The following is a 26457-nucleotide window of genomic DNA, read 5'->3' as shown; positions in this document are numbered from 1 at the left end:
CAACAGATGATTTCCACCCTGCTCGTCGCCAACCGGGGCGAGATCGCCTGCCGTGTCTTCCGCACCTGCCGTGACCTGGGCATCCGTACGGTCGCCGTGCACTCGGACGCGGACGCGGGCGCCCTGCACACGCGCGTGTCCGACGCGAGCGTACGTCTCCCCGGACAGGCGCCCGCCGACACCTACCTGCGCGGCGACCTGATCGTGAAGGCCGCCGTCGCTGCCGGGGCGGACGCCGTGCACCCCGGCTACGGCTTCCTCTCCGAGAACGCGGACTTCGCCCGGGCCGTGCGGGACGCCGGCCTGATCTGGATCGGCCCGCCGCCGGAGGCCATCGAGGCCATGGCGTCCAAGACCCGCGCCAAGCAGCTCATGGGCATCGAGCCGCTCACCGAGGTCACCGAGGCGGACCTGCCCGTGCTGGTGAAGGCGGCGGCGGGCGGCGGCGGACGCGGCATGCGGGTCGTACGGCACCTCGCGGACCTGGAGGCCGAACTGGCCGCCGCCCGCGCCGAGGCCGCGAGCGCCTTCGGCGACGGGGAGGTCTTCGTCGAGCCGTACGTGGAGAACGGCCGCCACGTCGAGGTGCAGATCCTCGCCGACACCCACGGCACGGTCCGGACCCTCGGCACCCGCGACTGCTCCCTGCAGCGCCGTCACCAGAAGGTGGTCGAGGAGGCCCCGGCCCCCGGGCTGTCCGGCGCGCTGGACGCCGAGGTGTGCGCCCTGGCCGTACGGGCCGCCCGGGCCGTCGACTACGTCGGGGCCGGCACGGTCGAGTTCCTCGTCGCCGACGGCAGGGCCCACTTCCTGGAGATGAACACCCGCCTCCAGGTCGAGCACCCGGTGACCGAGGCGGTGTTCGGCGTGGACCTGGTGGCGGAGCAGATCCGCGTCGCCGAGGGCCACGCCCTCGACCCCGAGCCGCCCCGCGCGCGGGGCCACGCCGTGGAGGCCCGCCTCTACGCCGAGGACCCCTCCCGCGGCTGGGCACCGCAGACCGGTCGCCTGCACCGCCTCGCGTTCCCGGAGGGGGTGCGCCTGGACACGGGCTACGCGGACGGCGACACCATCGGCGTCCACTACGACCCGATGATCGCCAAGGTCGTGGCCCACGCCCCGACCCGCCCGGAGGCCCTGCGCAAGCTCGCCTCCGCCCTGGAACGGGCCCGGATCCACGGCCCCGTCACCAACCGCGACCTCCTCGTGCGTTCCCTGCGCCACCCGGAGTTCACCGCCGCCCGCATGGACACCGGCTTCTACGACCGCCACCTCGCGGAGCTGACCGAGCCGGACCCCGACCCGCTGGCGCCGCTGGCCGCCGCCCTGGCCGACGCCCACGCCCGCTCGCGCCCCGGCTTCGGCGGCTGGCGCAACGTCCCCTCCCAGCCGCAGACCAAGCGCTACCTGATGGCGGGCGAGGAGATCGAGGCCCGCTACCGGCACACCCGCCACGGCCTGGAGGCGGACGGGGTGCGGGTGGTGCACGCCGACGCGCGGCTGGTGATCCTCGAAGCGGACGGCGTGCAGCGCCGGTTCGAGGTCTCCCGCCACGGCGACCGGGTGTACGTCAACACCACCGCCCTGACGGCCCTGCCCCGCTTCCCCGACCCCACCGCGCAGCACGCCCCCGGCTCCCTCCTGGCACCCATGCCGGGCACCGTCGTCCGCGTCGCCGACGGCCTCACGGCGGGAGCACCGGTCAAGGCCGGCGAGCCCCTGCTCTGGCTGGAGGCGATGAAGATGCAGCACAAGATCACCGCACCGGTGACCGGAACACTGACCTCGCTGCCGGTCACGCCCGGTCAGCAAGTGGAGCCGGGGATGTTGCTGGCGGTCGTGCAGGAGGGGTGAAGGGGCGCGGGGAACCGCGCGAGCAACCACCTACGGCCCGCACCCGAAAGGACACCGATGGACACCGAAGAGCACAAGGCACTGCGTGCAGCCGTCGCCGCGCTGGGCAGACGCCACGGCGGCGCGGAGGACACCGACCACCTCTGGTCCGAGGCCGGAAAACTCGGCTACCTCGGCGTCAACCTGCCCGAGGAGCACGGCGGCGGAGGCGGCGGCATCGGCGAACTCTCCATCGTCCTGGAGGAACTCGGCGCCGCCGGCTGCCCCCTCCTGATGCTGGTGGTCTCACCGGCCATCTGCGGCACGGTGATAGCCCGCTTCGGCACCGACGCCCAGAAGGAGACCTGGCTCCCCGGCCTGTCCGACGGCACCCGCCGGATGGCCTTCGGCATCACCGAACCCGACGCCGGCTCCAACAGCCACCGCATCACCACCACCGCCCGCCGCGACCAGGACACCGGCGACTGGATCCTCACCGGCCGCAAGGTCTTCGTCTCCGGCGTCGACATCGCGGACGCCACCCTCATCGTCGGCCGCACCGAGGACGCCCGCACCGGCCGCCTCAAGCCCTGCCTGTTCATCGTCCCGCGCGACACCCCCGGCTTCGCCCGCAGCCCCATCGACATGGAACTGAGCGCCGCGGAAAAGCAGTTCGAGCTGGTCCTGGACGAGGTGCGCCTGCCCGCCGACGCGCTCGTCGGCGACGAGGACGCCGGACTGCTGCAGCTGTTCGCCGGTCTCAACCCCGAGCGCATCATGACCGCCGCCTTCGCGATCGGCATGGGCCGCCACGCCGTGGCCAAAGCCGTCGAGTACGCCCGCGAACGCACCGTCTGGAACGCCCCCATCGGCGCCCACCAGGCCATCGCCCACCCCCTCGCCCAGGCCCACATCGACCTGGAACTGGCCCGCCTGATGATGCAGAAGGCCGCCGCCCTCTACGACGCGGGCGACGACGCCGGCGCCGGAGAGGCCGCCAACATGGCCAAGTACGCCGCCGCCGAGGCCTGCGTGAAGGCCGTCGACCAGGCCGTGCACACCCTCGGCGGCAACGGCCTCACCCGCGAGTACGGCCTGGCCCGGCTGATCACGGCCGCACGCGTGTCCCGTATCGCCCCGGTGAGCCGGGAGATGATCCTCAACTACGTCTCCCACCAGACCCTGGGCCTGCCCAAGTCGTACTGAGACGGCCCGCGCCGCGAGGAGGAACCCGCCATGTTCCGCAGCGAGTACGCAGACGTCCCGCCCGTCGACCTGCCCATCCACGACGCCGTCCTGGCCCGGGCCGCCGAGTTCGGCGGCACCCCGGCGCTCATCGACGGCACCGACGGCACCACCCTCTCGTACGAGCAGGTGGACCGGTTCCACCGGCGCGTCGCCGCCGCCCTCGCCGAGGCCGGTGTCCGCAAGGGCGACGTCCTCGCCCTGCACAGCCCCAACACCATCGCCTTCCCGACCGCGTTCTACGCCGCCACGCGCGCGGGTGCCACCGTCACCACCGTGCACCCGCTCGCCACCGCCGAGGAGTTCGCCAAGCAGCTGAAGGACTGCGCGGCCCGCTGGATCGTCACCGTCTCGCCCCTGCTCGGCACCGCCCGCCGGGCCGCCGAACTCGCCGGCGGCGTCCGGGAGATCTTCGTCTGCGACAGCGCGGCCGGACACCGCTCCCTGATCGACATGCTCGCCACCACCGCCCCCGAGCCGCACGTCGCGATCGACCCCGCCGAGGACGTCGCCGCCCTGCCGTACTCCTCCGGGACGACCGGCACCCCCAAGGGCGTGATGCTCACCCACCGGCAGATCGCCACCAACCTCGCCCAGCTCCACCCGGCGGTCCCCGCGGGCCCCGGAGAACGCGTCCTGGCGGTCCTGCCGTTCTTCCACATCTACGGCCTCACCGCCCTGATGAACGCGCCCCTGCGGCAGGGCGCCACGGTCGTCGTGCTGCCCCGCTTCGACCTCGAGCAGTTCCTCGCGGCCATCCAGAACCACCGCATCACCGCGCTGTACGTCGCCCCGCCGATCGTGCTCGCCCTCGCCAAGCACCCGGCCGTCGCGCGGTACGACCTGTCGTCCCTGACGTACATGATCAGCGCCGCCGCGCCCCTGGACGCCCGGCTGGCCGCCGCCTGCTCCGCGCGCCTGGGCCTGCCGCCCGTGGGCCAGGCCTACGGCATGACGGAACTCTCGCCCGGCACGCACGTGGTGCCCCTGGACGCCATGCGCGACGCCCCGCCCGGCACCGTCGGCAAGCTCGTCGCCGGCACCGAGATGCGCGTCGTCTCCCTCGACGACCCCTCCCACGACCTCCCCGCCGGCACGTCCGGCGAGATCCTCATCCGCGGCCCGCAGATCATGAAGGGCTACCTGGGCCGCCCCGACGCCACCGCCGCGATGATCGACGGCGACGGCTGGCTGCACACCGGGGACGTCGGCCACGTGGACGAGGACGGCTGGCTGTTCGTCGTGGACCGGGTCAAGGAGCTCATCAAGTACAAGGGCTTCCAGGTCGCCCCGGCCGAACTGGAGGCGCTGCTGCTCACGCACCCCGGCATCGCCGACGCCGCCGTCATCGGCACCCGCGACGACGACGGCAACGAGGTCCCGCACGCCCACGTGGTCCGCCAGCCGTCCGCCACCGGCCTCACCGCGACGGAGATCATGCTGTACGTCGCCGAACGCGTGGCCCCCTACAAGCGCGTACGCCGCGTCACCTTCATCGACGGCGTCCCCCGCGCGGCCTCCGGCAAGATCCTCCGCCGCCGGCTCAGGGAGAGCGCATGACCCTCGTGACCCGCACACGCGCGCGTGCCGTCGAAACGCTGACCCTCGACTCACCGGCCAGCCGCAACGCCCTGTCGGCGGCCCTCGTCGCCGAACTGTCCGGCGCCCTCGCCGACGCCGGCGAGGACGGCGAGGTCCGCGCGGTCGTCCTCACGCACACCGGGAACACCTTCAGCGCGGGCGCGGACCTGAAGGACCCGCCGCGGCCCGAGGCGCTGGTCGCCCTGCTCCGGCAGATCGTCGACCTGCCCAAGCCGGTCGTGGGCCGCGTCACGGGCCACGTCCGCGCGGGCGGTCTCGGCCTGCTCGCCGCCTGCGACATCGCGGCCGCCTCCACGCAGGCCACCTTCGCCTTCACCGAGGTCCGCATCGGCGTGGCCCCCGCGGTCATCTCCCTGCCGCTGCTGCCCCGCGCCGATCCGCGCGCCCTGTCGCGCTGGTACCTCACCGGCGAACGCTTCGACGCCGTGGCGGCGACCGCGACAGGCCTGCTCAGCGCGTACGCCGACGATGTCGACACGGCCCTCGCGCCCATCCTCGACGGCCTGCGCGCCTGTGCTCCCGAGGCCCTGGCCGAGACGAAACGGCTGCTCACGGCTAGGGTGCTGGAAGCCTTCGACCGGGACGCGGCCCACCTGACCGCGCTCTCGGCCCGGCTGTTCTCCTCCCCGCAGGCACGCGAGGGGATGACGGCCTTCCTCGAACGACGGGATCCGGCATGGGTGGTGTGAGCACGATCGACCGTGCGGAGAGAGTCCCCAAGCAGGACCGCAGCCGGGCCACCCGGCAGCGGCTCCTGGAAGCCGCCGTGTCCTGCCTGGCCGAACACGGCTGGGCGGGATCCACCGTGGCGGTCGTCGCCGAGCGCGCCGGCGTCTCCCGCGGCGCCGCCCAGCACCACTTCCCGACCCGCGAGGACCTCTTCACCGCCGCCGTCGAGTACGTCGCCGAGGAACGCTCCACCGCCCTGCGCGCCCTGTTCCCCGAGGGCGCCGCCGGTGACCGCCACGCCGTCGTCGCCGCCCTGGTCGACCTCTACACCGGCCCGCTGTTCCGCTCCGCCCTCCACCTCTGGGTCGCCGCCTCCAACGAGGAGCAGCTCCGCCCCCGCGTCACCGAGCTCGAATCCCGCGTCGGCCGCGAGACCCACCGCATCGCCGTAGAGCTCCTCGCCGCCGACGAGTCCGTCCCCGGGGTCCGCGAAACGGTCCAGGGCCTGCTCGACATGGCCCGCGGCCTGGGCCTGGCCAACCTCCTCACGGACGACGCGGCCCGGCGGGAACGGGTGGTGGCCCAGTGGGCGGGGCTCCTGGAGGAAGCGCTGGGCTGAGCCCCCCGTCCGGGCCGGCGGCTACGGTTCCGCCATGGGTGATCACTTCCAGACGGTCGTCGACGCCCCTGGACGGCGAGAGCGGGCTCTGGAACCGGCCCGAGCTCACCGACGGCTTCCGCGCTCGCCTGACCGCCCTGCTCGGCGGTCATCGGACGGCGTACGTGTGGGGGAAGGTCTGAGGCCCGGTCCCGTCACGGACTGAGCCGCTCCACCCGCCAGCTGCCGTCGTGCTGCTCCACGTAGCGCAGCCGGTCGTGCAGGCGGTTCTCGCGGCCCTGCCAGAACTCCACCGCCTGCGGCGCCACGCGGAAGCCGCCCCAGTGCGGCGGCACCGGCACCTGCTCGCCCTCGGGGTAGCGCTCGGCCAGCTCGGCGTACGCCACGTCGAGGTCGGCGCGCGTGGAGATCACGGACGACTGGGCGCTGGCCCACGCCCCCAGCTGGGAGCCGTGCGGCCGGGTGCGGAAGTACGCCGCCGTCTCGTCCCGGCCGGTCCGCCGCGCGACCCCGGTCACGATGACCTGCCGGGCCATCCCATGCCACGGGAAGAGCAGCGAGATGTACGGGTTCTCCGCGAGGTCGCGCGCCTTGCGGGAGTCGTAGTTCGTGTAGAAGACGAAGCCGTGCTCGTCGAAGTGCTTCAGCAGCACCGTGCGGGAGCTGGGCCGTCCCTCGGCGTCGGCCGTCGACACGATCATGGCGTTCGGCTCGAACAGCCCGCCGTCGGTCGCGGCCTGCTTGAACCAGCGCGCGAACTGCTCGACGGGCGTGGCGGCCAGCTCGTTGTCGGAGAGACCCTCGGCCCGGTAGTGCTTGCGCATGGAGGCCAGGTCGAAGGGGGCGGCGTCGCGGTCGGTCACCCGGTCATCTTGCCGTACGGACGGTGTCCTTCGTCACTGAGTGGCACTGAGTGCCGTGAACTCTCCCCAAGGGTGGCACTCGGGGATATCGTTTCCGTGCCGTTCCGGTTGGGTGACCGCCAGCCGTACGGGGCATCACAGGGGCAGCCGTCCGGGACCGCGAGTCGCCGCACACGACCGTGGATCGCAGTGGACGGCCGCCCGCCGCGCAAGCCGACCGACACATGGTTCGTACGTCCCACCCCACAACACCATCTGTCACTTACCTCACGAGGAGCCGCCTGATGTCCGACTTCGTACCCGGGCTCGAGGGAGTCATCGCGTTCGAGACGGAGATCGCCGAACCGGACAAGGAGGGCGGCGCACTCCGGTACCGGGGCGTCGACATCGAGGACCTCGTCGGCCACGTCTCGTTCGGCAACGTCTGGGGCCTGCTCGTCGACGGCGCCTTCAACCCCGGCCTGCCGCCCGCCGAGCCGTTCCCCATCCCCGTCCACTCCGGCGACATCCGCGTCGACGTGCAGTCCGCCCTGGCGATGCTGGCGCCGGTGTGGGGCATGAAACCGCTCCTGGACATCGATGCCGAGGAGGCCCGCGACGACCTGGCCCGGGCGGCCGTCATGGCCCTGTCCTACGTCGCCCAGTCGGCCCGCGGCCAGGGCCTGCCCATGGTGCCGCAGCGTGAGATCGACAAGGCCCACTCCGTCGTCGAACGCTTCATGATCCGCTGGCGGGGCGAGCCGGACCCCAAGCACGTGGCGGCGGTGGACGCTTACTGGACGAGCGCCGCCGAGCACGGCATGAACGCCTCCACGTTCACCGCCCGGGTCATCGCCTCGACCGGCGCGGACGTGGCGGCGGCCCTGTCGGGAGCGGTGGGCGCCATGTCGGGCCCCCTCCACGGCGGCGCCCCCTCCCGGGTGCTGCACATGATCGAGGAGATCGAGCGCACCGGCGACGCCGAGGCGTACGTCAAGAGGACCCTCGACAAGGGCGAGCGCCTGATGGGCTTCGGCCACCGCGTCTACCGCGCCGAGGACCCCCGCGCCCGGGTCCTGCGCCGCACCGCCCGCGAGCTGGGAGCGCCCCGCTTCGAGGTCGCCGAGGCCCTGGAGAAGGCGGCCCTGGCGGAGCTGCACGCCCGCCGCCCCGACCGCGTCCTCGCCACCAACGTCGAGTTCTGGGCGGCGATCGTCCTGGACTTCGCCGAGGTGCCCGCGCACATGTTCACGTCCATGTTCACCTGCGCCCGGACGGCCGGGTGGTCGGCCCACATCCTGGAGCAGAAGCGCACGGGCCGCCTGGTCCGCCCCTCGGCCCGCTACACGGGCCCGGGCAGCCGCGACCCGCGCGAGATCGAGGGCTACGAGGACATCGCCCACTGACCCCTTTCGCCTCACCACGCCACGGCCTCACCCGCCCCCGGGTGGGGCCGCCCGCGTCTCACCCCCGAGCCGGTCCAGCTCCTCGCCGAGGGCCTCCCGCAACGGCTCGTGCCGCGGCCCGAGGGCGTACCGCGCCTCGCTCCACATCGCCCGCGGGTAGACCCACACGGGCCGCCGTACGAGATCCTCCGGCTCCCAGCCGTAGCGCGGCCACACGTGCGCGTGCAGGAACCCGTCGGTGTTGCCCAGGATCTCCAGGTTGACCCGCCGGAACCCGGACTCCACCCGGCGGCACGCCCGCTCGACGGCCTCCCCGAGGCGGTCCATGTCGGCCAGGAACGCCAGACGGCGGCTCCGCGGCAGCTCCGACAGCCGCCGCACCGCGGGGTCGTCGGTCAGGAGCACCGCGTAGCCGGGCAGGAACTGGACGTCGCCGATCACCGCGAACCCGGCGTCCAGCCGGCGCAGCACCGTCGGGTTCTCACCCCGCAGGGCGCTGCCGACCCGGTCGTCACGCCATCCACCCACCGAAATCCCCCCGGAGACGCAGACGACCCGCGAGTCTGGTTCCTCCTGGGGAGGAGCCGGCCGGACGTACCGGCGACTCGCGGGTCGGGTGACTGCCTGGGATTGGGCCGGCTGCGCGCTTCGATCACGCGCTGGTCCGGCACCGCACTGAGCGTGGTGACGGGCCGCTAGCCCGCAGCCACCTCTTCCGTCCGGTATGCATACATCTGCCGAACCACCTCCCTTCTGAAGTGCTTGCCAGCCTAGGGAGCCCCCCGCCGGTCGCTCAACTGTTTTTCCTCCGGAAACCGGCGGTGCCGGTCTAGCGTTCGGCCCATGACGGAGCAGCGGCGGGCGATTCTCAGCGGTTCGGTGTTCGAGGAGCGGATCGGGTACGCCCGGGCCGTGGTGGACGGCGACCGGGTCCACGTGTCGGGGACGACGGGGTTCGACTACACCGACATGACGATCTCCGAGGACGTGGTGGAGCAGGCCCGGCAGTGCCTGCGGAACGTGGGGGCGGCGCTGGCGGAGGCGGGGGCGTCGTTCGCGGACGTGGTGCGGGTGCGCTACCTGCTGCCGGAGCGGGAGGACTTCGAGCCGTGCTGGCCGGTGCTGCGGGAGTGCTTCGGCGAGGTGCTGCCGGCCGCGACCATGATGGTGTGCGGGCTGGCGGACCCGCGGATGCGGATCGAGATGGAGGTGGAGGCCCGCCGGGGGAGCGGCGCGGCCCCGGGGCGTTGACGTGGGGATTGCCCGCGTACAACGATTCTGTCCATGGTGTGGGAACTCGGTGTGCGCTGAGTCACGTTCCAGTTGAATGAACGCACGCGGCGAACCGATGTGCCGTGCGTGCGGACACAGCCTGCAGGGGGTCCAGGTGAGTGCTTCCCGGCGTAGTGGGACCACCGACGAGCTGGGGCCGGACGAACCCGGCCGGGACGGTTCGGACGGTTCGGATCTGCTGGCCGCGCTGCTCGACGGCATGGACGCGGCGCTCTGCGCCTTCGACGCCGACGGGGTCGTCACGCACTGGAACCGCGAGGCCGAGCGGATCCTGGGCTGGAGCCCCGAGGAGGCGGTGGGCCGCCGGGGACTGGCCGGGTGGGCCGTGCGCAGCGCGGACGCCGAGGAGGTCGAGGGACGGCTGCTGTCGGCGATGCGGGCCCCGGGCCGGCAGGTGCACGAGTTCGCGCTGCTGACGAAGGACGGCGGGCGGGTGCTGGTGCGGACGCAGTCGGCGGCCGTGCGGGGACCCGACGGCAAGCCGGCCGGTGTCTACTGCGCGTTCAGCGAGGTGCACGCGCAGATCGACCTGGAGCGGTCGATCGCGCTCAGCGAGGCGCTGTTCGAGGACGCCGGCTGGGGTGTCGTGCTGGTGGACGTGGACCTGCGCCCGGCCGTGGTCAACGCGCACGCGGCACGGGCGCTGGGCCTGGGGCGTACGTCGGTGCTGGGACGGCCGCTCGGGGAGCTGCTGTCGCAGGGTGTGGAGGAGCTGGAGTCCGCGCTGCAGCACGTGCTGGCGGAGGGCGCGCCGCCCGCGCCGGCCGAGGTGTGGGTGAGCGTGCGCACGCCGGAGGGGGAGCGGCGCCGGTGCTGGCGCAGCGGCTTCCTGCGGCTGGCGTCGCCGCTGGCGGAGGAGCCGGTGCCGCTGGGCGTGGGCTGGCTGTTCCAGGACGTGACCGAGGCGAAGCAGGCCGAGCAGGAGGCGTCGCTGCTGCGGTTCCGGATGCAGCAGTTGCACCGGGCGTCGCGGGCGGCCGCGGAGTGCGAGGACCCGGCGGAGGCGGCGACGGTGCACCTGGACTTCGCCCTGGCCGGGTTCGCGGACCACGCGCTGATCGACCGGGTGACCGGCGGTGCGCCGGTGGACGGGGAGGCCGGGCAGGCGGTGCGGCTGGTGCGGGTGGCGGCGACGCCCGCCGGTGCGCCGGGGCCCAGCGGTCCGGCCGGCGGGTCGGGTCTGCCCGTGCGCTATCCGGAGGGGCATCCGGCCCTGCAGTGCGTGGAGCGGGTCGGGGCGCTGCGGGCGAGCGCGGGGCAGGTGCGGCCGGAGGAGGCGCGCGTGTGGGCGCTGGCCCGGCAGTGGCCGCCGGACGCGGTGCACGCGCTGTGCGCGGTGCTGCGCAGCCGGGGCCGGACGCTGGGCGTGGTGACGTTCCTGCGGGGGGCCGGCCGCAGCGCGTTCGAGCGGTCCGACGCGGTGTACGCGGAGGACGTGGCGGTGCGCATCGCCGCGGCGCTGGACCTGGCGGGGCTGCCGGACGGGCAGTGACTGCGGCGGGGGCCCGTCAGCGCCGGTGGGACGGAGGGTGAGGAGCCCCGGCCGGGCTCCGGCTCAGTACCGGTAGAAGATCCGGTCGCCGTACCGCTCCATCACGCGGGCGTTCCAGTCGTGCCCGCCGTCGACGTTCCCGGAGCGCAGCAGCGGCGGTTCGACGCCCCGGTCGGCGAGGGTCGCTGCGGTCGTGGCCATCACGGCCTGGAGGAGCGCCGAGGTGACGACCGTGGACGCCGGGGCGAAGGGGGCGGGGACCTTGTCGTGGGTGAGTTCCGCGTCCCCGACGGCGATCTTGGAGTCCAGCACGAGGTCGCAGTGGTCCTTGAGGTACGTGCCCGAGCTGTGCCGGGACGTCGTCTCCGAGGCGTACGCCACCGAGGTCACGCCGATGACCTTGACGCCGAGCGCGCGGGCGCTCAGGGCCATCTCCACGGGGAGGGCGTTGCGCCCCGACAGGGAGATGATCAGCAGCGCGTCTCCCGCGCGCAGCGGGGAGCTGTCGAGGACGGCGCTCGCCAGGCCGTCGACGCGTTCCAGGGCGGAGCCGAGGGGCGCGGGCATGACGTCGACGCCGACCACGCCCGGCACGGCGAGCAGGTTCATCAGGGCCAGACCGCCGGCCCGGTAGACGAGGTCCTGCGCGGCGAGGGAGGAGTGCCCGGCCCCGAAGGCGAAGAGACGGCCGCCGTCGGCGACGGTGTCGGCGAGGAGCGCGCCGGCCGCCGCGATGCTGTCGGCCTCCTCGTCGCGCACCCGCCGCAGCAGCTCGATCGCGGCGTCGAGGAACTGGCCGGCCGGCGTGCGGTCGCTCATACGGGGTCCCCTCGGGCTTCTCTCGGCGGCGTGTGCCGCGCATCACGGTGCGGTCTGGACCAGTGCGGTGTCAATACGGCCGTGCGCGTCGCGCCCCGAGCGCCGGAAAGGGGGTGAGGGAAAGGTCCGTACTCTTCTCCGGAGGCGTGCGATCCCGCGCCCTTCCGCCGACGGCACGGTTGTCGGTGGTATCCGGCAGAATTGAGTGCAGGGCCAGCGCACGCGCCGGTGAGCCGTCCAGCCTCCGGCAGATCTCATCGAGGGGCACGTATGTCCGGACTGATCGACACCACGGAGATGTATCTCCGCACCATCCTCGAGCTGGAGGAAGAGGGTGTGGTCCCCATGCGCGCCCGTATCGCCGAGCGGCTCGACCAGAGCGGGCCGACGGTCAGCCAGACCGTGGCCCGGATGGAGCGGGACGGCCTGGTGTCCGTGGCCAGCGACCGGCATCTGGAGCTCACGGACGAGGGGCGCCGGCTGGCCACGCGCGTGATGCGCAAGCACCGCCTCGCCGAGTGCCTGCTGGTCGACGTGATCGGTCTGGAGTGGGAGCAGGTCCACGCCGAGGCGTGCCGCTGGGAGCACGTGATGAGCGAGGCCGTGGAGCGCCGCGTGCTGGAGCTGCTGCGCCACCCGACGGAGTCGCCGTACGGGAACCCGATCCCGGGTCTGGAGGAGCTCGGCGAGAAGGACGGGGCCGACCCGTTCCTGGACGAGGGCATGGTGTCGCTGGCCAGCCTCGACCCGGGCGCCGAGGGCAAGACGGTCGTGGTGCGCCGCATCGGTGAGCCGATCCAGACGGACGCGCAGCTGATGTACACGCTGCGGCGGGCGGGCGTGCAGCCCGGCTCGGTGGTGAGCGTGACGGAGTCGGCGGGCGGTGTGCTGGTGGGCAGCGGCGGCGAGGCGGCCGAGCTGGAGTCGGACGTCGCCTCGCACGTGTTCGTGGCCAAGCCCTGAGCCGCGGCCGGACCGGCCGGGCCGGTCACCGCGCGCCGGTGGCAACTGCCGCTCCGGAAGGGGCGCTTGCGGCATTGGCGTGATCCGTACCGCGTGCGGGGTCCAGTCCGTCGAATGGCAGCGCTCAAGGGCTTCCCGTGCGACGCTGTCGCGTGAGGCATATGACCTGAGGGGCTCTGGGCCGTGGCTCGGCAGCGATGCCGCCCGGCCGGGGAGGGGGCGGGAGGATGTGCCGTTCGGATGTCGAGGGCCCCGGCGCCGTGCGGCGCCGGGGCCTGTCCTCCCCTGTGCTGACCCGGAGCCCCGAGCTCTCAGGGTCATTCCCCGCGGACCGGTTTCCCCGAGCGGTCCGCCCCCCGCTGAAGATCTCCCCGCGGCGACGGCGATCAATCCCCGAGAGCGGTCACTCGAACGAGGGGTGTTGCGGGCGAGAACGGCATCTTCGAAAGCGCATTCGATAGTCTGCGGACACAGCACGACAGGCACAGCCGGCAGCACACGGATCACAGGACCGACCGGCCGCAGCGGCCGCGGTCCGCGCGAAGCTTGGGGGGTGCCAGGACATGGCGCGACGCATCGACGTGACCGGGACGGGCGGCGTACGCCTCGCGGCCTGGGAGTTCGGCGACCCGCCCAAGCCCGATCCGGCGCACGCGGCGCACGACGCACCGGCGCGGCAGGCCGAGGACGCGCCCGGCGCTCCCGCCGCACCGGACGGATCCCCCGGCGTGCTGTTACTGCACGGGCTCATGGGCCGCGCCTCGCACTGGGCGCCCACCGCCCGGTGGCTCTCCGGCCGGTACCGCGCGGTCGCCCTCGACCAGCGCGGCCACGGCCGCAGCGACAAGCCCCCGCAGGGCGCCTTCACGCGCGACGCCTACGTCGACGACGCCGAGTCCGCCCTCGAACAGCTCGGTCTCGCCCCGGTCGTGCTCATCGGCCACGCCATGGGCGCCCTGACGTCCTGGCAGCTCGCCGCCCGGCGCCCCGACCTGGTCCGCGGGCTGATCATCTGCGACATGCGGGCCTCCGCGCTCGGCGCCGCCTCGCAGCGCGAGTGGGACCAGTGGTTCAAGTCCTGGCCGCTGCCCTTCGCCACGCTCGCCGACGTCCGCAAGTGGTTCGGCGAGGACGACCCCTGGGTGGAGCGGCCCAATCCGTCCCGCGGCGAGTTCTACGCCGAGGTGATGGCCGAGTCCCCGGACGGCTGGCGCCCGGTCTTCGACCCGGAGCAGATGCTGCGCTCCCGCGAGACCTGGGTGTACGACGCGCACTGGGAGGAACTGGCGCAGGTCCGGTGCCCCGCCCTGGTCGTGCGCGGTCTGGACGGCGAACTGGGCCGCGCCGAGGCCCAGGAGATGGTCCGCGTCCTGCCCCGCGGCCAGTACGCCGAGGTCGCCGACGCCGGCCACCTCGTGCACTACGACCAGCCGGAGGCCTGGCGCGCGGCCATCGAACCGTTCCTGGACTCGCTCGACCACGGCTGAGGCGCCGCCCGCCTCACCCCTTGCTGACCGCCCCGAGGATCTCCGGCAGCCGCCGGGCGGTGCGCGGGGCGGCCAGCCGCAGCCCCGCCACCGTCAGCACCGCCCCGTAGCCGGTCCCCACGGGCAGCAGCAGCCACGCGAGGCGGGCGCCGCCGGCGCTCAGGTTCAGCCAGATCGTGAGCGCGATGACGGGCGCGCACAGCAGGGCGGCGGCCATCATCCCGCCGAAGACCGAGATCCAGGCGAGCCCGGTCTGCCCGGGGGCGACGTTCTTGTAGCCCTCCTGCGGGATGGAGTACGGGAACCGGGCCGACGTCCACGCCCCGGTGGCGAGCATCGCGCCGAGCAGCGCGAAGGACAGCCCGAGCGCCTCGGGCAGCCGCCGCCAGTCGCCGAGCATCGCGGTCGTCACGACCGTCACGAGCGCGGCGTACGGCAGCGTGATCAGCAGCAGGGCGTACGCCCGCGCGCGCAGCTCGGCGCAGGCGTCCCGGGTCGAGGAGATCGTCATCGCGACCATCCAGAACGCGGAGCCGTCCTGCCCGAACTGGTTGTACATCTGGATGCCGAGCATCCCGGCGGCGAAGCACGCGAAGTACACCGACCCGGTGCCCTGCCAGGCGTTGAACACCGGCACGATCAGACCGATGGCCAGCGAGGTCACCCAGGCCGCCTTGAGCTTCGGGTCGCGCCACACATAGCGCAGGCCGCGCTCCATGACCGTGCCCGTGCGGCCCGGGGGCAGCAGCCGGGCGAGCCCGGAGGCCCTGCGCTCACGGGCGGCCGACTCGGTGCCGGCCAGGGTGGATCCGTCGGGCGCGGTCATCAGCCGGGTCAGGTGCCGCGACCACACCGCGAGCGCCACCGCCAGCGCCGCGGCGGTCAGCGCCAGTTGCGCGGCGGCGACGCCGTACGCCCCCTCGCCGACGGCGTGCACGGCGCCGACGGCCGAGGCGGGCGGCACCCACATCAGCACGTCCCCGAGCGGGGCCAGCTCGCCCAGCCCCGAGGAACCGAGCCGCTGGACACCGAAGTTGACGATCTGCGCGCCGATCGCGACGACCAGCCCGCTCAGCACCGCGAGGTCCCGCCCCTTGCGGCTGGTCAGCAGCCGTACGTTGGCCGCGGCGACGGCCCGTGCCACGGCCACGCACACCAGCAGCGCCAGGGCGACCGCGAGGACACCCACCGCGAACGCCGCCGCGCCCCGGGCCACCGCGAGCACCGAACCGGCCAGCAGGCACAGCGTGAACAGCGGCCCGATGCCGACCAGCGAGGCAGCGAGCAGGGCCCGGACCAGCGGCCGGGGCCGCAGCGGCAGCATCACCAGCCGGGTGGCGTCGAGCGTCTCGTCCCCGCCGGGGAAGAACAGCGGCATCACGGCCCAGCCGAGGCCCAGCACCGCCACCGCCAGCACGGCCAGCGACTCGACGTGCGCGTGCCCGCGCAGCGCGACCAGGCCGAGCGTCTGGAGCACGGCCAGCAGCAGGGCGCCGACGGCCGACGCGACGTAGGCGGCCTTCCGGCCGCCGGACCGCCGCAGCCCGTTGCGCAGCAGCGACAGCTTCAGCCGTACGAAGACGGGGGTGATCGCGGGGGCGCTCACCGCGATCCGCCGCCCAGCCAGTCCAGGTCGGACCCGGCGTCCCGGCCCCGCGCGCCGACGAGTTCGAGGAACGCCTGCTGCAGCGAGGGCGCGTCCCCGCGCACCTCGGCGAGGGTGCCGGTGGCCCGGATCCGCCCGGCGGCCAGCACCGCGACCCAGTCGCACAGCGACTCGACCAGCTCCATGACGTGCGAGGAGAACACCACGGTGGCGCCGGAGGCGGTGTACCGCTCCAGCACGCCCCGGATGGTCTGGGCGGAGACGGGGTCGACGCCCTCGAACGGCTCGTCCAGGAAGAGCACTTCGGGATTGTGGAGGAGAGCGGTGGCCAAGCCGATCTTCTTGCGCATGCCGGTCGAGTAGTCGACGACGAGCTTGTGCTGGGCGCCGGCCAGGTCGAGGACGTCGAGGAGTTGCGTGGCCCGTCTGTCGACCTCGGCGCCGGGCAGTCCGCGCAACCGCCCGGTGTAGGCGAGCAGTTCCCGCCCGGACAGCCGCTCGAACAGCCGCAGCCCCTCGGGCAGCACGCCGATGCGGGCCTTCACCTCGACGGGGTCGCGCCACACGTCGTGCCCGACCACCTCGACGGTCCCCTGGTCGGGTCTGAGCAGCCCGGTCACCATGGACAACGTGGTGGTCTTCCCGGCCCCGTTCGGCCCGACGAGCCCGATGAACCGGCCCGCGGGCAGATCGAGATCGACCCCGGCGACGGCGACCTGCTCCCCGAACCGCTTCCAGAGCCCCCGCACCCGCACAGCACTGTGTCCCACCGCGACTCCCTCCGTCACCCCGAACCCTACGGTGGAGAAGCGGACCTCAAGGGGCGCGGGGAACGGCGCGAGCAACCGAACGCAGCCCGCGGCCGCCACGGAACCGCAACCGGGCAGACGAGAGGGCGCTCACCGATCCCACCCGCACGCACAGGCCAACGGCGAGACCGGCTCAACCATCTCCGTCGCCTCGCATCCGAGGGCGCGGGGAACGGCGCGCTCGGCCACGACGGGCCCGCAGCCGCCGCGCATCGGCGACCAGGCAGACGGAAGGGCGCTGTCGATCCCACCCGCACGCATAGGTGTGCCCCGAAGGGGCGCGGGGAACGGCGCGCTCGGCCACGACGGACCCGCAGCCGCCGCGCATCGGCGACCGGGCAGACGGATGGGCGCTGTCGATCCCACCCGCACGCGCAGGTGTGCCCCGAAGGGGCGCGGGGAACGGCGCGCTCGGCCACGACGGACCCGCAGCCGCCGCGAATCGGCGACCAGGCAGACGAGACGGCGTTACCGGTCCCGCCCACACGCATAGGCCAACGGCGAGATCAACTCCTCCGCGTCCGGCAGCCACCGATTCGCCGGAGTCGGCCGGCAGGCCCACTGCACGGCCCCCCGCGACCCGAACCGCGTGGGCGGCGCAGCCACATACGCACCCTCGCCCAGCACCGTCAGATCCAGCGACGCCACCGACCACCCGAGCTTGCGCACCATCTCCGGCACCTTCACCGAGGCCCCCGGCAGCACGAAGAACTCCATCCGCCGGTCCGGCGTGAGCGTCACCGGCCCCAGCGTCAGCTCCATCCGCTCCATGCGCGCGAGCGCCAGGAACCCCGCCGTCTCGGGCACGGAGATCGCGTCGAAGGTCCGTCCCGTGGGCAGCAGGATCGACGCCACCGGATGCTTCTGCCACATCCGCCGTGCGACCGTCGCGCTGCCCGTCGCCTGCGTCGCCCAGTCCGGACGCGCCGGGTGCGCCCCGGGTGCCGGACACGCCGCGTCACCGCAGGAGCAGCGCTGCCTTCCGGCGACCGCTTCGAGCCAGGTGCCGGGGAAGACGTCCCAGTGGCGCTCCTCGGCGTAGCGGACGGCGGTGTCCAGCAGCGTTTCCCCGCGCTGCTTCGGGATCTGAGCGGCTTCGGGGCCGGCGATCGTCTCTTCCACGATGAACACAACTCCGGTTGTCACCAGGGGTTACGCCCTCCGACGTGCGCGGGGAGGAGCACCGGCCAGGTGGCCGGGGCGCATGGGTGCATGTGCGGGGGCGCGCAGGAGGATCCGGGGCCGGGGCTGGGTAGCCAGGAGGGGGGCCGGCAGCAGCCGTAACCCCGGCAATCCTCACATGCCTCGCATTTTCGCCTGGTCGGCGGGGCATTGATCTTCACGGCCGGATCCCGTCGCCGGGACGCGAGGGGGTCCGGCCGCGGAAGACACGTCAACTCGGTGTGTGGGCAGGCACCGCAGCCACAGGGGGTACGCCATGGCCGCAAGGCCGCTCGTCGCCCGGCAGCCGAACGAACGGCTCCAGGCGCTCATCCAGGAAGCCGGATGTTCCAACGCCGGCCTCGCCCGTCGCGTCAACATGTGCGGGGCCGAACACGGCCTCGACCTGCGCTACGACAAGACGTCGGTGGCGCGCTGGCTGCGCGGGCAGCAGCCGCGGGGCCGGGCCCCGGCGATCATCGCCGAGGCGCTGGGCCGCAAACTCGGCCGTACGGTCACGATCGACGAGATCGGCATGGCCAACGGCAAGAACCTCGCCTCCGGCGTGGGCCTGCAGTTCTCGCCGACGGTCCTGGGGGCCATCGAGCAGGTCTGCGAGCTGTGGCGCAGCGACGTGGGACGGCGGGACTTCCTGTCCGGCTCCTCGGTCGCCGCGTCCGCGCTGGTCGAGCCCAGCCGCGACTGGCTGATCTCCGCGCCGGACCCGCAGGTGTCGCGCTCGGCGGGTCCCCGGGTGGGGCAGTCCGACGTGCAGGCGGTGCGGGCCATGACGCAGGCGCTCGTGGACCTGGACCACCAGTACGGCAGCGGGCACGTGCGTCCCGTCGTCGTGCACTACCTCAACAGCGTGGTCTCCGGGCTGCTGGCCGGGTCGTACCGGGAGGCGGTGGGCCGGGACCTGTTCGCGGCGGTGGCGCGGCTGACGGAACTCGCCGGGTACATGGCCGTCGACACCGGGCAGCCGGGGCTGGCGCAGCGCTACTACATCCAGGCGCTGCGGCTCGCGCAGGCGGCCGGGGACCGCGGCTACGGCGGCTATGTGCTGGCCGCCTCCATGAGCCACCTCGCCGCGCAGCTCGGAAACCCGCGGGAGATCGCGCAGTTGGCGCGGGCGGCGCAGGAGGGGGCGCGAGGGCGCGTGACCCCGCGTGCGGAGTCCATGTTCCTGGCGGCGGAGGCGCGCGGGCACGCCCTCATGGGCGACGTGCGCGCCGCCCAGTGCGCGGCGGGACGCGCGGTGAGCGCCCTGGAGGCGGCCGACCCCGCCGCCGGGGACGACCCGGTGTGGATCGCGCACTTCGACGAGGCCTATCTCGCCGACGAGTTGGCGCACTGCCACCGGGACCTGGGGCAGGCCGACGCGGCGGCGCGGTGCGCGCAGGAGTCCCTCGCCGGGCATCCCGCGACACGGGCGCGGCGCCGGGCCATCGGCTATGTGCTGCTCGCCACGGCGCAGGTGCAGCAGCGCGAGGTCGAAGAGGCGTGCCACACGGGCATGAAGGCCGTCGAACTGCTGGAGGGTCTGCGCTCCAACCGGGGCGCCGAGTACCTGGAGGACTTCCAGCAGCGGCTGGAGCCGTATCAGGACGAGGCGGTGGTGAGGGAGTTCGGGGCGCGGCTGGACCTGCAGGCCGCCGCGTGAACAGACGCTCCGCCCTTGCGTGAACACGAGGGAAACGGCCGCCCGGCGCACAGGAGGTGAGGAAGGCGGCGTGCCGTGACCCGGGGGTGTTACCGCGCTCACAGGGCCGGACGTCAGGTCCTGTGCTGCGTGGCACCGGGCTCCGGGGACCCGGTAGCGTGACCCGACGATTCACAAGGTCCCCCATTAGTAGGAGTCCCGGTGACGCAGAGTGGACAGGGCGAGGAGCCCTCGGCGCGCCCCGCGCGCGAAGGCATCGTGCTGCCCTCCGACGGTGGCGAACCCCTGCTGCCGGGCATGGCGGGCGGACCCGGCGACGCCCCCGAGGCCCGCCGCCCCGCCCAGCCCTCGGCCCCCGCCGAGGGCCAGACCTGGGACCGGCCCTGGGGCCCGGACCAGCAGGCTCCGCCCCAGCCGGGCCAGAGCTGGCAGTCCCCGCCGCAGCAGCAGCAGTGGGGCACGCCGGAGCAGCAGCAGTGGGACGCCCGCCGGCAGGCACCGGGAGCGCTCCCCCCGGAGGGCGCCGGGCACCCGGACCCGTACGGCGCCCCACCCGCGGGAACCTCCGGCGGGTACGGCGCGCAGCCGTCCACCGGTCACGGCGGGTACGACGCGCAGCCGTCCGCCGGTCACGGCGGGTACGGCGCTCAGGGCGGCGGCTCCCCGCTGCCCCCGGAAGGAGCGGGGACCTACGGCGCCCCGGCCGGGGCGGGCCCGCTGCCGCAGGCCTCCGACGCGTACGGCCACCCCGCCGGACCGTACGCACCCCCGCCCGCCGCCGACGAGGGGGCGACGCAGTACATACCCCCGGTCGCGCCGGACACCGCCGCCGCGGCCACCCAGTACCTGCCGCCCGTCGCCCCCGCCGCCGACGAGGGCGCGACGCAGTACATACCCCCCGTGAACCCCGGTGCGCTGCCGCCCGAGTCGTCCGCCGGCGAGGACCCCGAGGCCACCCGGTTCCTGGGCACCGGTCCGCGGGCCGGGCAGGCCGGGCCGCTGCCGCCCGCCTCGCACCACGCCGCCGGGAACCCGGACGCCGAGGCGACGCAGTTCATGGCGCCGGTGCCGGGCGCGGACCAGCAGCCGCCCGACGACTTCGGCCACCTCTTCCGCAGCGAGCAGGGCCCCGGCGGCCCCGCCGGGGCCACGCAGCAGTTGCCCCGCGTCGAGGAGCCCCAGCCCGCGTACGCCGCTCCCCGGACCTCCCACGCCCCGCCCGCCGGGGGACGCGGGCGCGGCGGCCGTACCGGCTCGCGTGTGCCCCTCATCGCGGCCGTCGGCGTCGGGATCGCGGTCCTCGGCGTCGGCGCCGGCGCGCTGCTCGCGGGCGGCGGGGGCGACGACGACAGCGGCGACAAGAAGACGGTGGCCGCCTCCGCACCCGCCACGCAGGACTCCGCCTCCCCCTCCGCCGACCCGGCCCGCGCCCAGGCGGTCGAGCTGGACAAGCTGCTCGCCGACAGCGGCGACAGCCGCAGCACCGTGATCAACGCGGTGGCCGACGTCAAGCGATGCGACAACCTCGCCCAGGCCGCCAAGGACCTGCGGGAAGCGGCCAAGCAGCGCAACCAGCTGGTCACCCGGCTCGGCGGGATCGAGGTCGACGAGCTGCCGGACCACGCCGCGCTGACCACCGCCCTCACCAAGGCCTGGCAGGCCTCGGCCTCGGCCGACGACCACTACGCCGCCTGGGCCGACCAGACCGCCGGCAAGAAGGGCTGCAGGAAGGGCCAGGCCCGCGTCACCGGCCAGACCCAGGCGGGCAACCGCGCCAGCGGCGTCGCGACCACCGAGAAGGCCAAGGCGGCGAAGCTGTGGAACGGCATCGCGCGGACCTACGGCCTGACCGAGCGCCAGCCGACGCAGCTGTGACCGGGGCGGCCCGGACGCGGAGTTCCGCGCCGGGCGCTCAGTAGGTCACGTCTGCGTCCTGCAGGGTCCTCGTCGTGTCGACGAAGCCCTTGCGCGCCGACACCAGGCGCCCGTCCCGCACCACCTGGAGGGTGACGTTCGCGTTGACCAGCCGCGGGAAGCCGACCGAGGCGAGCTTGTCCTGGAACTGCCACCGCAGCGTCGGCGTGAGCCCGCCCGTGCCGATGCGCAGGCCGTCGTCGAGGACCTGCGTCAGCGAGTCGGCGGTCACCTCCGCGTCGCCGAGGGACTCGACGGCCTGGTGGAACACCGTGTAGGCGATCCACGTCGTCTGCACGCCGGCGTCCGCGGGGTCGATGCGGTTGTCGCCGAAGGCCTCCTCGCGGATCACCCGCTTCATCGCGTCCCAGCGCGGGTCGCTCGCCACCGGGTACCAGCCGGTGATGTACGAGCCCTCGTACGGCCCCGACGCCCCGCCGGTCGCGTCGATCACCGTCTGGTCGACGCTGCCGAGCACCGTGGCCGTGCGGACGTCCGGGTAGTCCTGCCGGGCCCGCCGGAAGGAGTCCATGAAGGTGCCGGTGCGGTCGCCGAGCGCGGGCACCACACACCCCTCGTCCCCGGCGCCGCCGGTCGTGGCCCGCAGCGCGCGCTCGGCCTGGCCGTCGTACTCGGAGGCGTCCTCCGCGGCCCGCTCGTCCCGCGACGCCTCGTGCCCGCCGGCCTTCAGGCCCGAGTCGAGCAGCGGCGGCAGCTGGTCGCCCGCGATGGTGTCGGGCCGGACCAGCGCGACCGGCCCGCAGTCGGCCAGCGCGCTGCCCAGCCCGGCGAGCAGCGCGGGCTGGCCGCCGTTGACCGGGTAGGACAGGGGGCTGGTGAACTCGGCGTTGGTGATGCCGTAGCCGCCGATGTAGGGGATGCCCGCGCTCTCCAGGGACGGGAAGAAGGAGTCGGCGTACTGGCTGTAGGATCCGACGACCGCGACCACGTTCTCCTTGGCTGCCCGGCGTGCGCACTTCGCGGCGGCCACGCTGTCGTTGTGGTCGTTGCAGGTGAGCACGTTCAGCTTGCGGCCGTTGATGCCCCCGCGGGCGTTGACCCAGCGGGCGTAGGCGCGGGCGAAGGCGGGCATGCCGGGCTTGTTGGTGGCCTTGGTCTTCTCCGGCGCCCACGTCATCACGGTGATCGGGGCGTCCCCGGCGCCCCCCGTGGCACCGGGGACGACCCCGCAGCCGGCGAGCAGCGAGACGCTCGCGATCGCCGCTCCCGCCGTCAGGGCGCCTTTTCTGGCGTGACGGGTGAGGAGGCCGGGGAGGAATGTGCTGCGAGTGTGTCGCCTGCCGGTCATGGTTCCGCACGATTCCGTCACACGGCTAACCGGTGAGTGACCTCCGGTCAACGATGGGTGACGCACAGGTGAATTGCGGGGGCCGGTGTGACCGATCTGGAGGGGAACGTACGATCGATGACCGTGCAAGCTTCGGAGAACTCTTCCCGACGTGGCCGTCGCTCATCCACCATGGGCGGCATGCCTGTCAACGACATGCCGTGGTGGCGCTGGCGCAGCAACGTGCGCTCGGCGCTGCACATGCTCTCCGATCCCGTCTTCCAGCGGGACGTCTGGCTGGCCGGCGTGGACGGCTACGGGGATGTGACCGACGCGGTCTACCGGCTGGTGGAGGACACCTGGCTGGACCACTGGTCCGCCGAGAAGTACGTCGGCACGATCTTCCGTGACGCGCAGGAGGCGGCCCTCGTCGACACCGCCGTGCTGCGGGTGCTGCGGATCATGCACCAGGTCGGGCCGGACGCGCCGGTCGCCGCCTACCTCGAGCACGAGGCGTGGCCGGAGGCGGTCCGGGCGGCCCGGGAGGCGCATGTGCTCCTCGCCACGAGCGACGGCGAGGAGCCGGACGCCCCGCCGCGCAGCCTGGAGGTGCTGCGGATCCTGACGAGGTCCGCCTAGCGGGACGGTTGCCGGGGCCGCGGCCGCTTGTGGGAACCTGTCCTGCATGAACGAGCAGTCCACCAGCGCCGCGGCCCCGCCGGACCAGTACGTCCTCACCCTCTCCTGCCCGGACAGGAAGGGCATCGTGCACGCCGTGTCGAGCTACCTGTTCATGACCGGCTGCAACATCGAGGACAGCCAGCAGTTCGGCGACCACGACACGGGACTGTTCTTCATGCGGGTCCACTTCTCGGCGGACGCGCCGGTGACGGTGGAGAAGCTGCGCGCGAGCTTCGCGGCGATCGGTGACTCCTTCCAGATGGACTGGCAGATCAACCGCGGCGACGAGAAGATGCGCATCCTGCTGATGGTCAGCAGGTTCGGGCACTGCCTGAACGACCTGCTGTTCCGGGCGCGGATCGGCGCGCTGCCGGTGGAGATCGCGGGCGTGGTCTCCAACCACACGGACTTCGCCGAGCTCGTGGCGTCCTACAACATCCCCTTCCACCACATCCCGGTGACGAGGGACACCAAGCCCGAGGCCGAGGCGCGGCTGCTGGAGATCGTGCGCGAGGAGGGCGTGGAGCTGGTCGTGCTGGCCCGCTACATGCAGGTCCTCTCGGACGACCTGTGCAAGCAGCTGAGCGGACGGATCATCAACATCCACCACTCGTTCCTGCCGAGCTTCAAGGGCGCGAAGCCGTACCACCAGGCGCACGCGCGGGGCGTGAAGCTGATCGGGGCGACCGCGCACTACGTGACCGCCGACCTCGACGAGGGACCGATCATCGAGCAGGAGGTCGAGCGCGTCGGGCACGACGTCACGCCGGACCAGCTGGTGGCGATCGGGCGGGACGTGGAGTGCCAGGCGCTGGCGCGGGCCGTGAAGTGGCACGCCGAGCGGAGGATCCTGCTCAACGGGCGGCGGACCGTGGTGTTCGCGTAGGAGCCGGGGCGTTCCGGTGCGCGGCGCCCCTGGGGGCGTTTCCCCGCGGCCGGCTCCTACATTCTGCTCAGTGACGCCGCCGCGAAGAGGACGTCCCTGATCGCCTCTCTGTCGCCGACCTGGCCCGCCGCCGCCTCCTGGGGAGGGACGTGGCCGGCGGCCAGGCGGCAGAACTCGACGCCGTCCAGGGCCACGTGCGCCACCTCGTGCTCGACGGAGCCCTTGGCCGCGGGGGAGTCCAGGGGGATCAGCCACTCGCCGCCGCCCGAGCCCTCGATCTCCAGACGGAGGCTGCGGCCCGGTTCGCCCGCCGCCACCAGATGGCGGTGGTGGGCGGGGGCCGCGAGGCCGGACCGGCGGCGGTGCGCCAGGGCCATCGGGAGCATGCGGGCCGCCAGGTCGATCATGCGGTGCAGGTGGCGCGGCGAGGGCGGGTCGTAGGGGTAGTCGACCGCGTCCGCGATGTCCTCGGCGTGCACCCAGCACTCGAAGGCCCGGTCGAGCATCGCGTCGTGCAGGGGCAGTTCGAAGTCCCCGTACGGGATCGGCAGCGTGCCCGCGCCGCCGGTGAAGGACACCGTGCGCACCAGGTTGTGGCTCTGTTCCCGCCAGGGCGCCCATACGGCGCGGGTGGGCGGGACGTGGGAGGCGCGCCAGTACGCCTCGGTGCGGGCCGCCGGGGTCGGGCGCCGCGGCGGGACCTCGCCCAGCGGGTCGTCCAGGCCGAGCGCGACCGCCACCAGCCCGTCCACGCTGAGCAGATGGGCGATGACCCCGGCGACGGTGGTCCGGCGGGTCGTCGGCTCCTCGTCCCGGAACCAGCGCAGCCGGACCGGTGCGTGCCACTCGGCGTCGCCGAAGTCCTGCAGCAGGGCGTCCAGGCGCGCGGTCTCGGCGTCGTACGCGGCGGCCCAGTCCGGCACCGGGATGCGCGGCGGGCGCCGCTCAAGGCAGCTCTCCAGCACGCGCGTGCGCAGTCCCGGGTCCAGGTCGAGGCTCTCGGGGCGCTGCAGCAGCCCGACCGCCTCGCGCAGCCGCCGCGCCTCGTCGGCGCACGCCCCGCACTCGCCGAGGTGCTCCTCGACGGCGGTGGCCTCCTCGGCCGAGCAGGCGGCCAGCGCCCAGGCGCCGATGAGGGACTTCAGCACGGCGTGCCCGAAGACGGGCGGTGCCGGTGCCGGGGGTGTGCCGCCGAGGTCCGCCGGTGCGGGCAGCGGCAGTCCGCCGTCCTCGACGGAGGCCCGGGGCAGGGGGATCCGCGGTGGTCTGCCCGGTTCTTCAGGAACACCTTCCGTGCCTGGATCAGCCGCGTTCGAGGGGGTGTCGGCGCCGTCCCGCTCCCCGCGGTCGCCGCCCTCCCCCTCGTGATCGTCGTACGCCTCGGAGCGGTCCGGCCCGGTCACGCCGCACCCCCGTATCCGGGCGGTGCGCCCGGGGCCCGGGTGTCGTGGGCGGTGGAGAGCAACTGCAGGCCCAGGCGCAGGCGGCGGCGGGCCTCGTCCTCCGTGATGCCGAGGTCGAGGGCGGTCTGGCGGTAGTCGCGGCGCTGGAAGTAGGCCCGCTCCAGGGCCGAGCGCAGCGGGGCCGGCATGGACTGGACGATGTAGTCGGCGCGGGCGGCGACGGCGGCGCCGCGCACCCGCCGCTCCAGGTCCTCGGCGGTGCCGGAGCCCTCGCGGGCGAGCGCGGCGGTCTCCGTGACGCGCAGCCGCTGCACCGCGAGCCGGTGGGTCAGCGTGGCCAGCCAGGAGCGCAGCGGGCCCTGCCTGGGGTCGTAGGCGTCGGGGTGCTCCCAGGCGTGGACGAAGACCTCGCGGGTGATGGCGTCGGCGGCGTGTTCTTCGCCGAGGACGCGGTGGGCGAGGCCGTGCACGAGGGAGGCGAACCGGTCGTAGAGCTCACCGAGGGCGGCGGCCTCCCCGCGGGCCAGGCGCTGCTGCATCTTGCGGTCCCAGCGCGGCGGTACGTCTCTTTTCGCCATGCGGCTCCCTCACCCCCTGCTCGTGTCCCGCGCCCGCGTCCTGTCCAGCCTGTGCCTCACGTCTCCTCGAATGTAGTCGGCACGTCCGGTGGCGCACGCCCCTTTATGGCAATGTGCGCCCCCTGACCGGCCGCAGGTGGTAGGGGCCGGCCGGTCTCCCCGGCGGATACCTCCGGTGACGCGCCTACCCCTCGGCCC

At 73.9% G+C, this 26457-nt stretch carries 24 protein-coding genes; 15 read left to right on the top strand and 9 right to left on the bottom strand.

Features of this window, described 5'->3' with window-relative positions; genetic code table 11:
* Positions 1–6 precede the first annotated feature (6 nt).
* From ABZY20_RS13945 to ABZY20_RS13920, 6 genes are read left to right on the top strand one after another with little or no spacing between them, the layout of a single operon-like run.
* The gene (locus ABZY20_RS13945) at positions 7–1854 is read left to right on the top strand and encodes a biotin carboxylase N-terminal domain-containing protein (protein ID WP_356441239.1); all 1848 of its coding nucleotides are present in this window, start codon (positions 7–9) and stop codon (positions 1852–1854) included.
* Positions 1855–1911: 57 nt separating this feature from the next.
* The gene (locus ABZY20_RS13940; RefSeq protein ID WP_356441236.1) at positions 1912–3039 is read left to right on the top strand and encodes an acyl-CoA dehydrogenase family protein; all 1128 of its coding nucleotides are present in this window, start codon (positions 1912–1914) and stop codon (positions 3037–3039) included.
* A gap of 30 nt (positions 3040–3069) precedes the next feature.
* The gene (locus ABZY20_RS13935; protein ID WP_356441233.1) at positions 3070–4638 is read left to right on the top strand and encodes a 4-coumarate--CoA ligase family protein; all 1569 of its coding nucleotides are present in this window, start codon (positions 3070–3072) and stop codon (positions 4636–4638) included.
* On the top strand, positions 4635–5369 hold the full coding sequence (locus ABZY20_RS13930; protein ID WP_356441230.1) for an enoyl-CoA hydratase family protein: 735 nt from the start codon (positions 4635–4637) through the stop codon (positions 5367–5369). The genes ABZY20_RS13935 and ABZY20_RS13930 overlap by 4 nt, the downstream gene beginning before the upstream one ends.
* Positions 5357–5968 (top strand): TetR/AcrR family transcriptional regulator, encoded by a 612-nt coding sequence (locus ABZY20_RS13925; RefSeq protein WP_356441227.1) that lies wholly within the window; start codon positions 5357–5359, stop codon positions 5966–5968. Before ABZY20_RS13930 ends, ABZY20_RS13925 begins: the two co-directional genes overlap by 13 nt.
* Positions 5969–6006: 38 nt before the next feature.
* A complete protein-coding gene (locus ABZY20_RS13920) occupies positions 6007–6150 on the top strand; it encodes a hypothetical protein (protein ID WP_356441224.1) in 144 nt (47 codons plus the stop codon).
* A gap of 12 nt (positions 6151–6162) precedes the next feature.
* Here the strand turns inward: ABZY20_RS13920 and pdxH are convergent, their stop codons facing one another.
* Positions 6163–6831 carry a pyridoxamine 5'-phosphate oxidase gene (gene pdxH / locus ABZY20_RS13915; protein WP_356441221.1) on the bottom strand — a complete coding sequence of 223 codons (669 nt, stop codon included), beginning with the start codon at positions 6829–6831 and terminating at the stop codon, positions 6163–6165.
* Between the two features lie 284 nt (positions 6832–7115).
* Between pdxH and ABZY20_RS13910 the strand changes: the two genes are divergently transcribed.
* Positions 7116–8216 (top strand): citrate synthase 2, encoded by a 1101-nt coding sequence (locus ABZY20_RS13910; protein WP_356441218.1) that lies wholly within the window; start codon positions 7116–7118, stop codon positions 8214–8216.
* A 27-nt stretch (positions 8217–8243) separates the two neighbouring features.
* Here ABZY20_RS13910 and ABZY20_RS13905 read toward each other — a convergent pair whose 3' ends face one another.
* On the bottom strand, positions 8244–8744 hold the full coding sequence (locus tag ABZY20_RS13905; protein ID WP_356441215.1) for a diadenosine tetraphosphate hydrolase: 501 nt from the start codon (positions 8742–8744) through the stop codon (positions 8244–8246).
* Between the two features lie 315 nt (positions 8745–9059).
* On the opposite strand from ABZY20_RS13905, the gene ABZY20_RS13900 reads away from it, so the two are divergent.
* Positions 9060–9467: a RidA family protein gene (locus ABZY20_RS13900; protein WP_356441212.1), complete on the top strand. Its 408-nt coding sequence runs from the start codon at positions 9060–9062 to the stop codon at positions 9465–9467.
* 97 nt (positions 9468–9564) lie between these two features.
* A complete protein-coding gene (locus tag ABZY20_RS13895) occupies positions 9565–11001 on the top strand; it encodes a PAS domain-containing protein (protein WP_356441713.1) in 1437 nt (478 codons plus the stop codon).
* Positions 11002–11064: 63 nt separating this feature from the next.
* Here the strand turns inward: ABZY20_RS13895 and ABZY20_RS13890 are convergent, their stop codons facing one another.
* Positions 11065–11820, bottom strand: coding sequence for an SIS domain-containing protein (locus ABZY20_RS13890; protein WP_356441209.1), 756 nt, complete (start codon positions 11818–11820; stop codon positions 11065–11067).
* Positions 11821–12090: 270 nt separating this feature from the next.
* Here ABZY20_RS13890 and ABZY20_RS13885 point away from each other — a divergent pair, with 270 nt between their 5' ends.
* Both ABZY20_RS13885 and ABZY20_RS13880 read left to right on the top strand, forming a co-directional pair.
* Positions 12091–12783, top strand: a complete 693-nt coding sequence (locus ABZY20_RS13885) for a metal-dependent transcriptional regulator (RefSeq protein ID WP_010035781.1) — start codon at positions 12091–12093, stop codon at positions 12781–12783.
* A gap of 563 nt (positions 12784–13346) precedes the next feature.
* Complete coding sequence (locus tag ABZY20_RS13880) at positions 13347–14270, top strand: alpha/beta hydrolase (RefSeq protein WP_356441206.1); 924 nt, start codon at positions 13347–13349, stop codon at positions 14268–14270.
* A 13-nt stretch (positions 14271–14283) separates the two neighbouring features.
* On the opposite strand, the gene ABZY20_RS13875 is transcribed toward ABZY20_RS13880, so the two are convergent.
* From ABZY20_RS13875 to ABZY20_RS13865, 3 genes are all read right to left on the bottom strand, one after another.
* Positions 14284–15876, bottom strand: coding sequence for a transporter (locus ABZY20_RS13875; protein WP_356441203.1), 1593 nt, complete (start codon positions 15874–15876; stop codon positions 14284–14286).
* Positions 15873–16664: an ABC transporter ATP-binding protein gene (locus tag ABZY20_RS13870; protein ID WP_356441200.1), complete on the bottom strand. Its 792-nt coding sequence runs from the start codon at positions 16662–16664 to the stop codon at positions 15873–15875. The genes ABZY20_RS13875 and ABZY20_RS13870 overlap by 4 nt, the downstream gene beginning before the upstream one ends.
* A 489-nt stretch (positions 16665–17153) precedes the next feature.
* Positions 17154–17816, bottom strand: coding sequence for a bifunctional DNA primase/polymerase (locus ABZY20_RS13865; RefSeq protein WP_356441197.1), 663 nt, complete (start codon positions 17814–17816; stop codon positions 17154–17156).
* Positions 17817–18123: 307 nt separating this feature from the next.
* Here ABZY20_RS13865 and ABZY20_RS13860 point away from each other — a divergent pair, with 307 nt between their 5' ends.
* Entirely contained in the window at positions 18124–19509 is a 1386-nt protein-coding gene (locus ABZY20_RS13860) for a transcriptional regulator (RefSeq protein WP_356441194.1), read from the top strand.
* A 201-nt stretch (positions 19510–19710) separates the two neighbouring features.
* Positions 19711–21384 (top strand): hypothetical protein, encoded by a 1674-nt coding sequence (locus ABZY20_RS13855; protein WP_356441191.1) that lies wholly within the window; start codon positions 19711–19713, stop codon positions 21382–21384.
* A gap of 37 nt (positions 21385–21421) precedes the next feature.
* On the opposite strand, the gene ABZY20_RS13850 is transcribed toward ABZY20_RS13855, so the two are convergent.
* Positions 21422–22732 (bottom strand): ABC transporter substrate-binding protein, encoded by a 1311-nt coding sequence (locus ABZY20_RS13850; RefSeq protein WP_356441188.1) that lies wholly within the window; start codon positions 22730–22732, stop codon positions 21422–21424.
* A gap of 117 nt (positions 22733–22849) precedes the next feature.
* Here ABZY20_RS13850 and ABZY20_RS13845 point away from each other — a divergent pair, with 117 nt between their 5' ends.
* Positions 22850–23350, top strand: coding sequence for a hypothetical protein (locus tag ABZY20_RS13845; protein ID WP_356441185.1), 501 nt, complete (start codon positions 22850–22852; stop codon positions 23348–23350).
* A gap of 46 nt (positions 23351–23396) precedes the next feature.
* On the top strand, positions 23397–24278 hold the full coding sequence (purU, locus tag ABZY20_RS13840) for a formyltetrahydrofolate deformylase (RefSeq protein WP_356441182.1): 882 nt from the start codon (positions 23397–23399) through the stop codon (positions 24276–24278).
* 56 nt (positions 24279–24334) lie between these two features.
* On the opposite strand, the gene ABZY20_RS13835 is transcribed toward purU, so the two are convergent.
* Complete coding sequence (locus ABZY20_RS13835; RefSeq protein WP_356441179.1) at positions 24335–25681, bottom strand: zf-HC2 domain-containing protein; 1347 nt, start codon at positions 25679–25681, stop codon at positions 24335–24337.
* Entirely contained in the window at positions 25678–26259 is a 582-nt protein-coding gene (locus ABZY20_RS13830) for a sigma-70 family RNA polymerase sigma factor (protein WP_356441176.1), read from the bottom strand. The genes ABZY20_RS13835 and ABZY20_RS13830 overlap by 4 nt, the downstream gene beginning before the upstream one ends.
* Between the last annotated feature and the right edge of the window lie 198 nt (positions 26260–26457).

It is taken from the genome of Streptomyces sp. NPDC006624 (genome assembly GCF_040611555.1).
Lineage (GTDB): Bacteria > Actinomycetota > Actinomycetes > Streptomycetales > Streptomycetaceae > Streptomyces.
The sequence above is the reverse complement of the archived record's forward strand: the minus strand, read 5'-3'. Positions and strand labels throughout refer to the sequence as shown.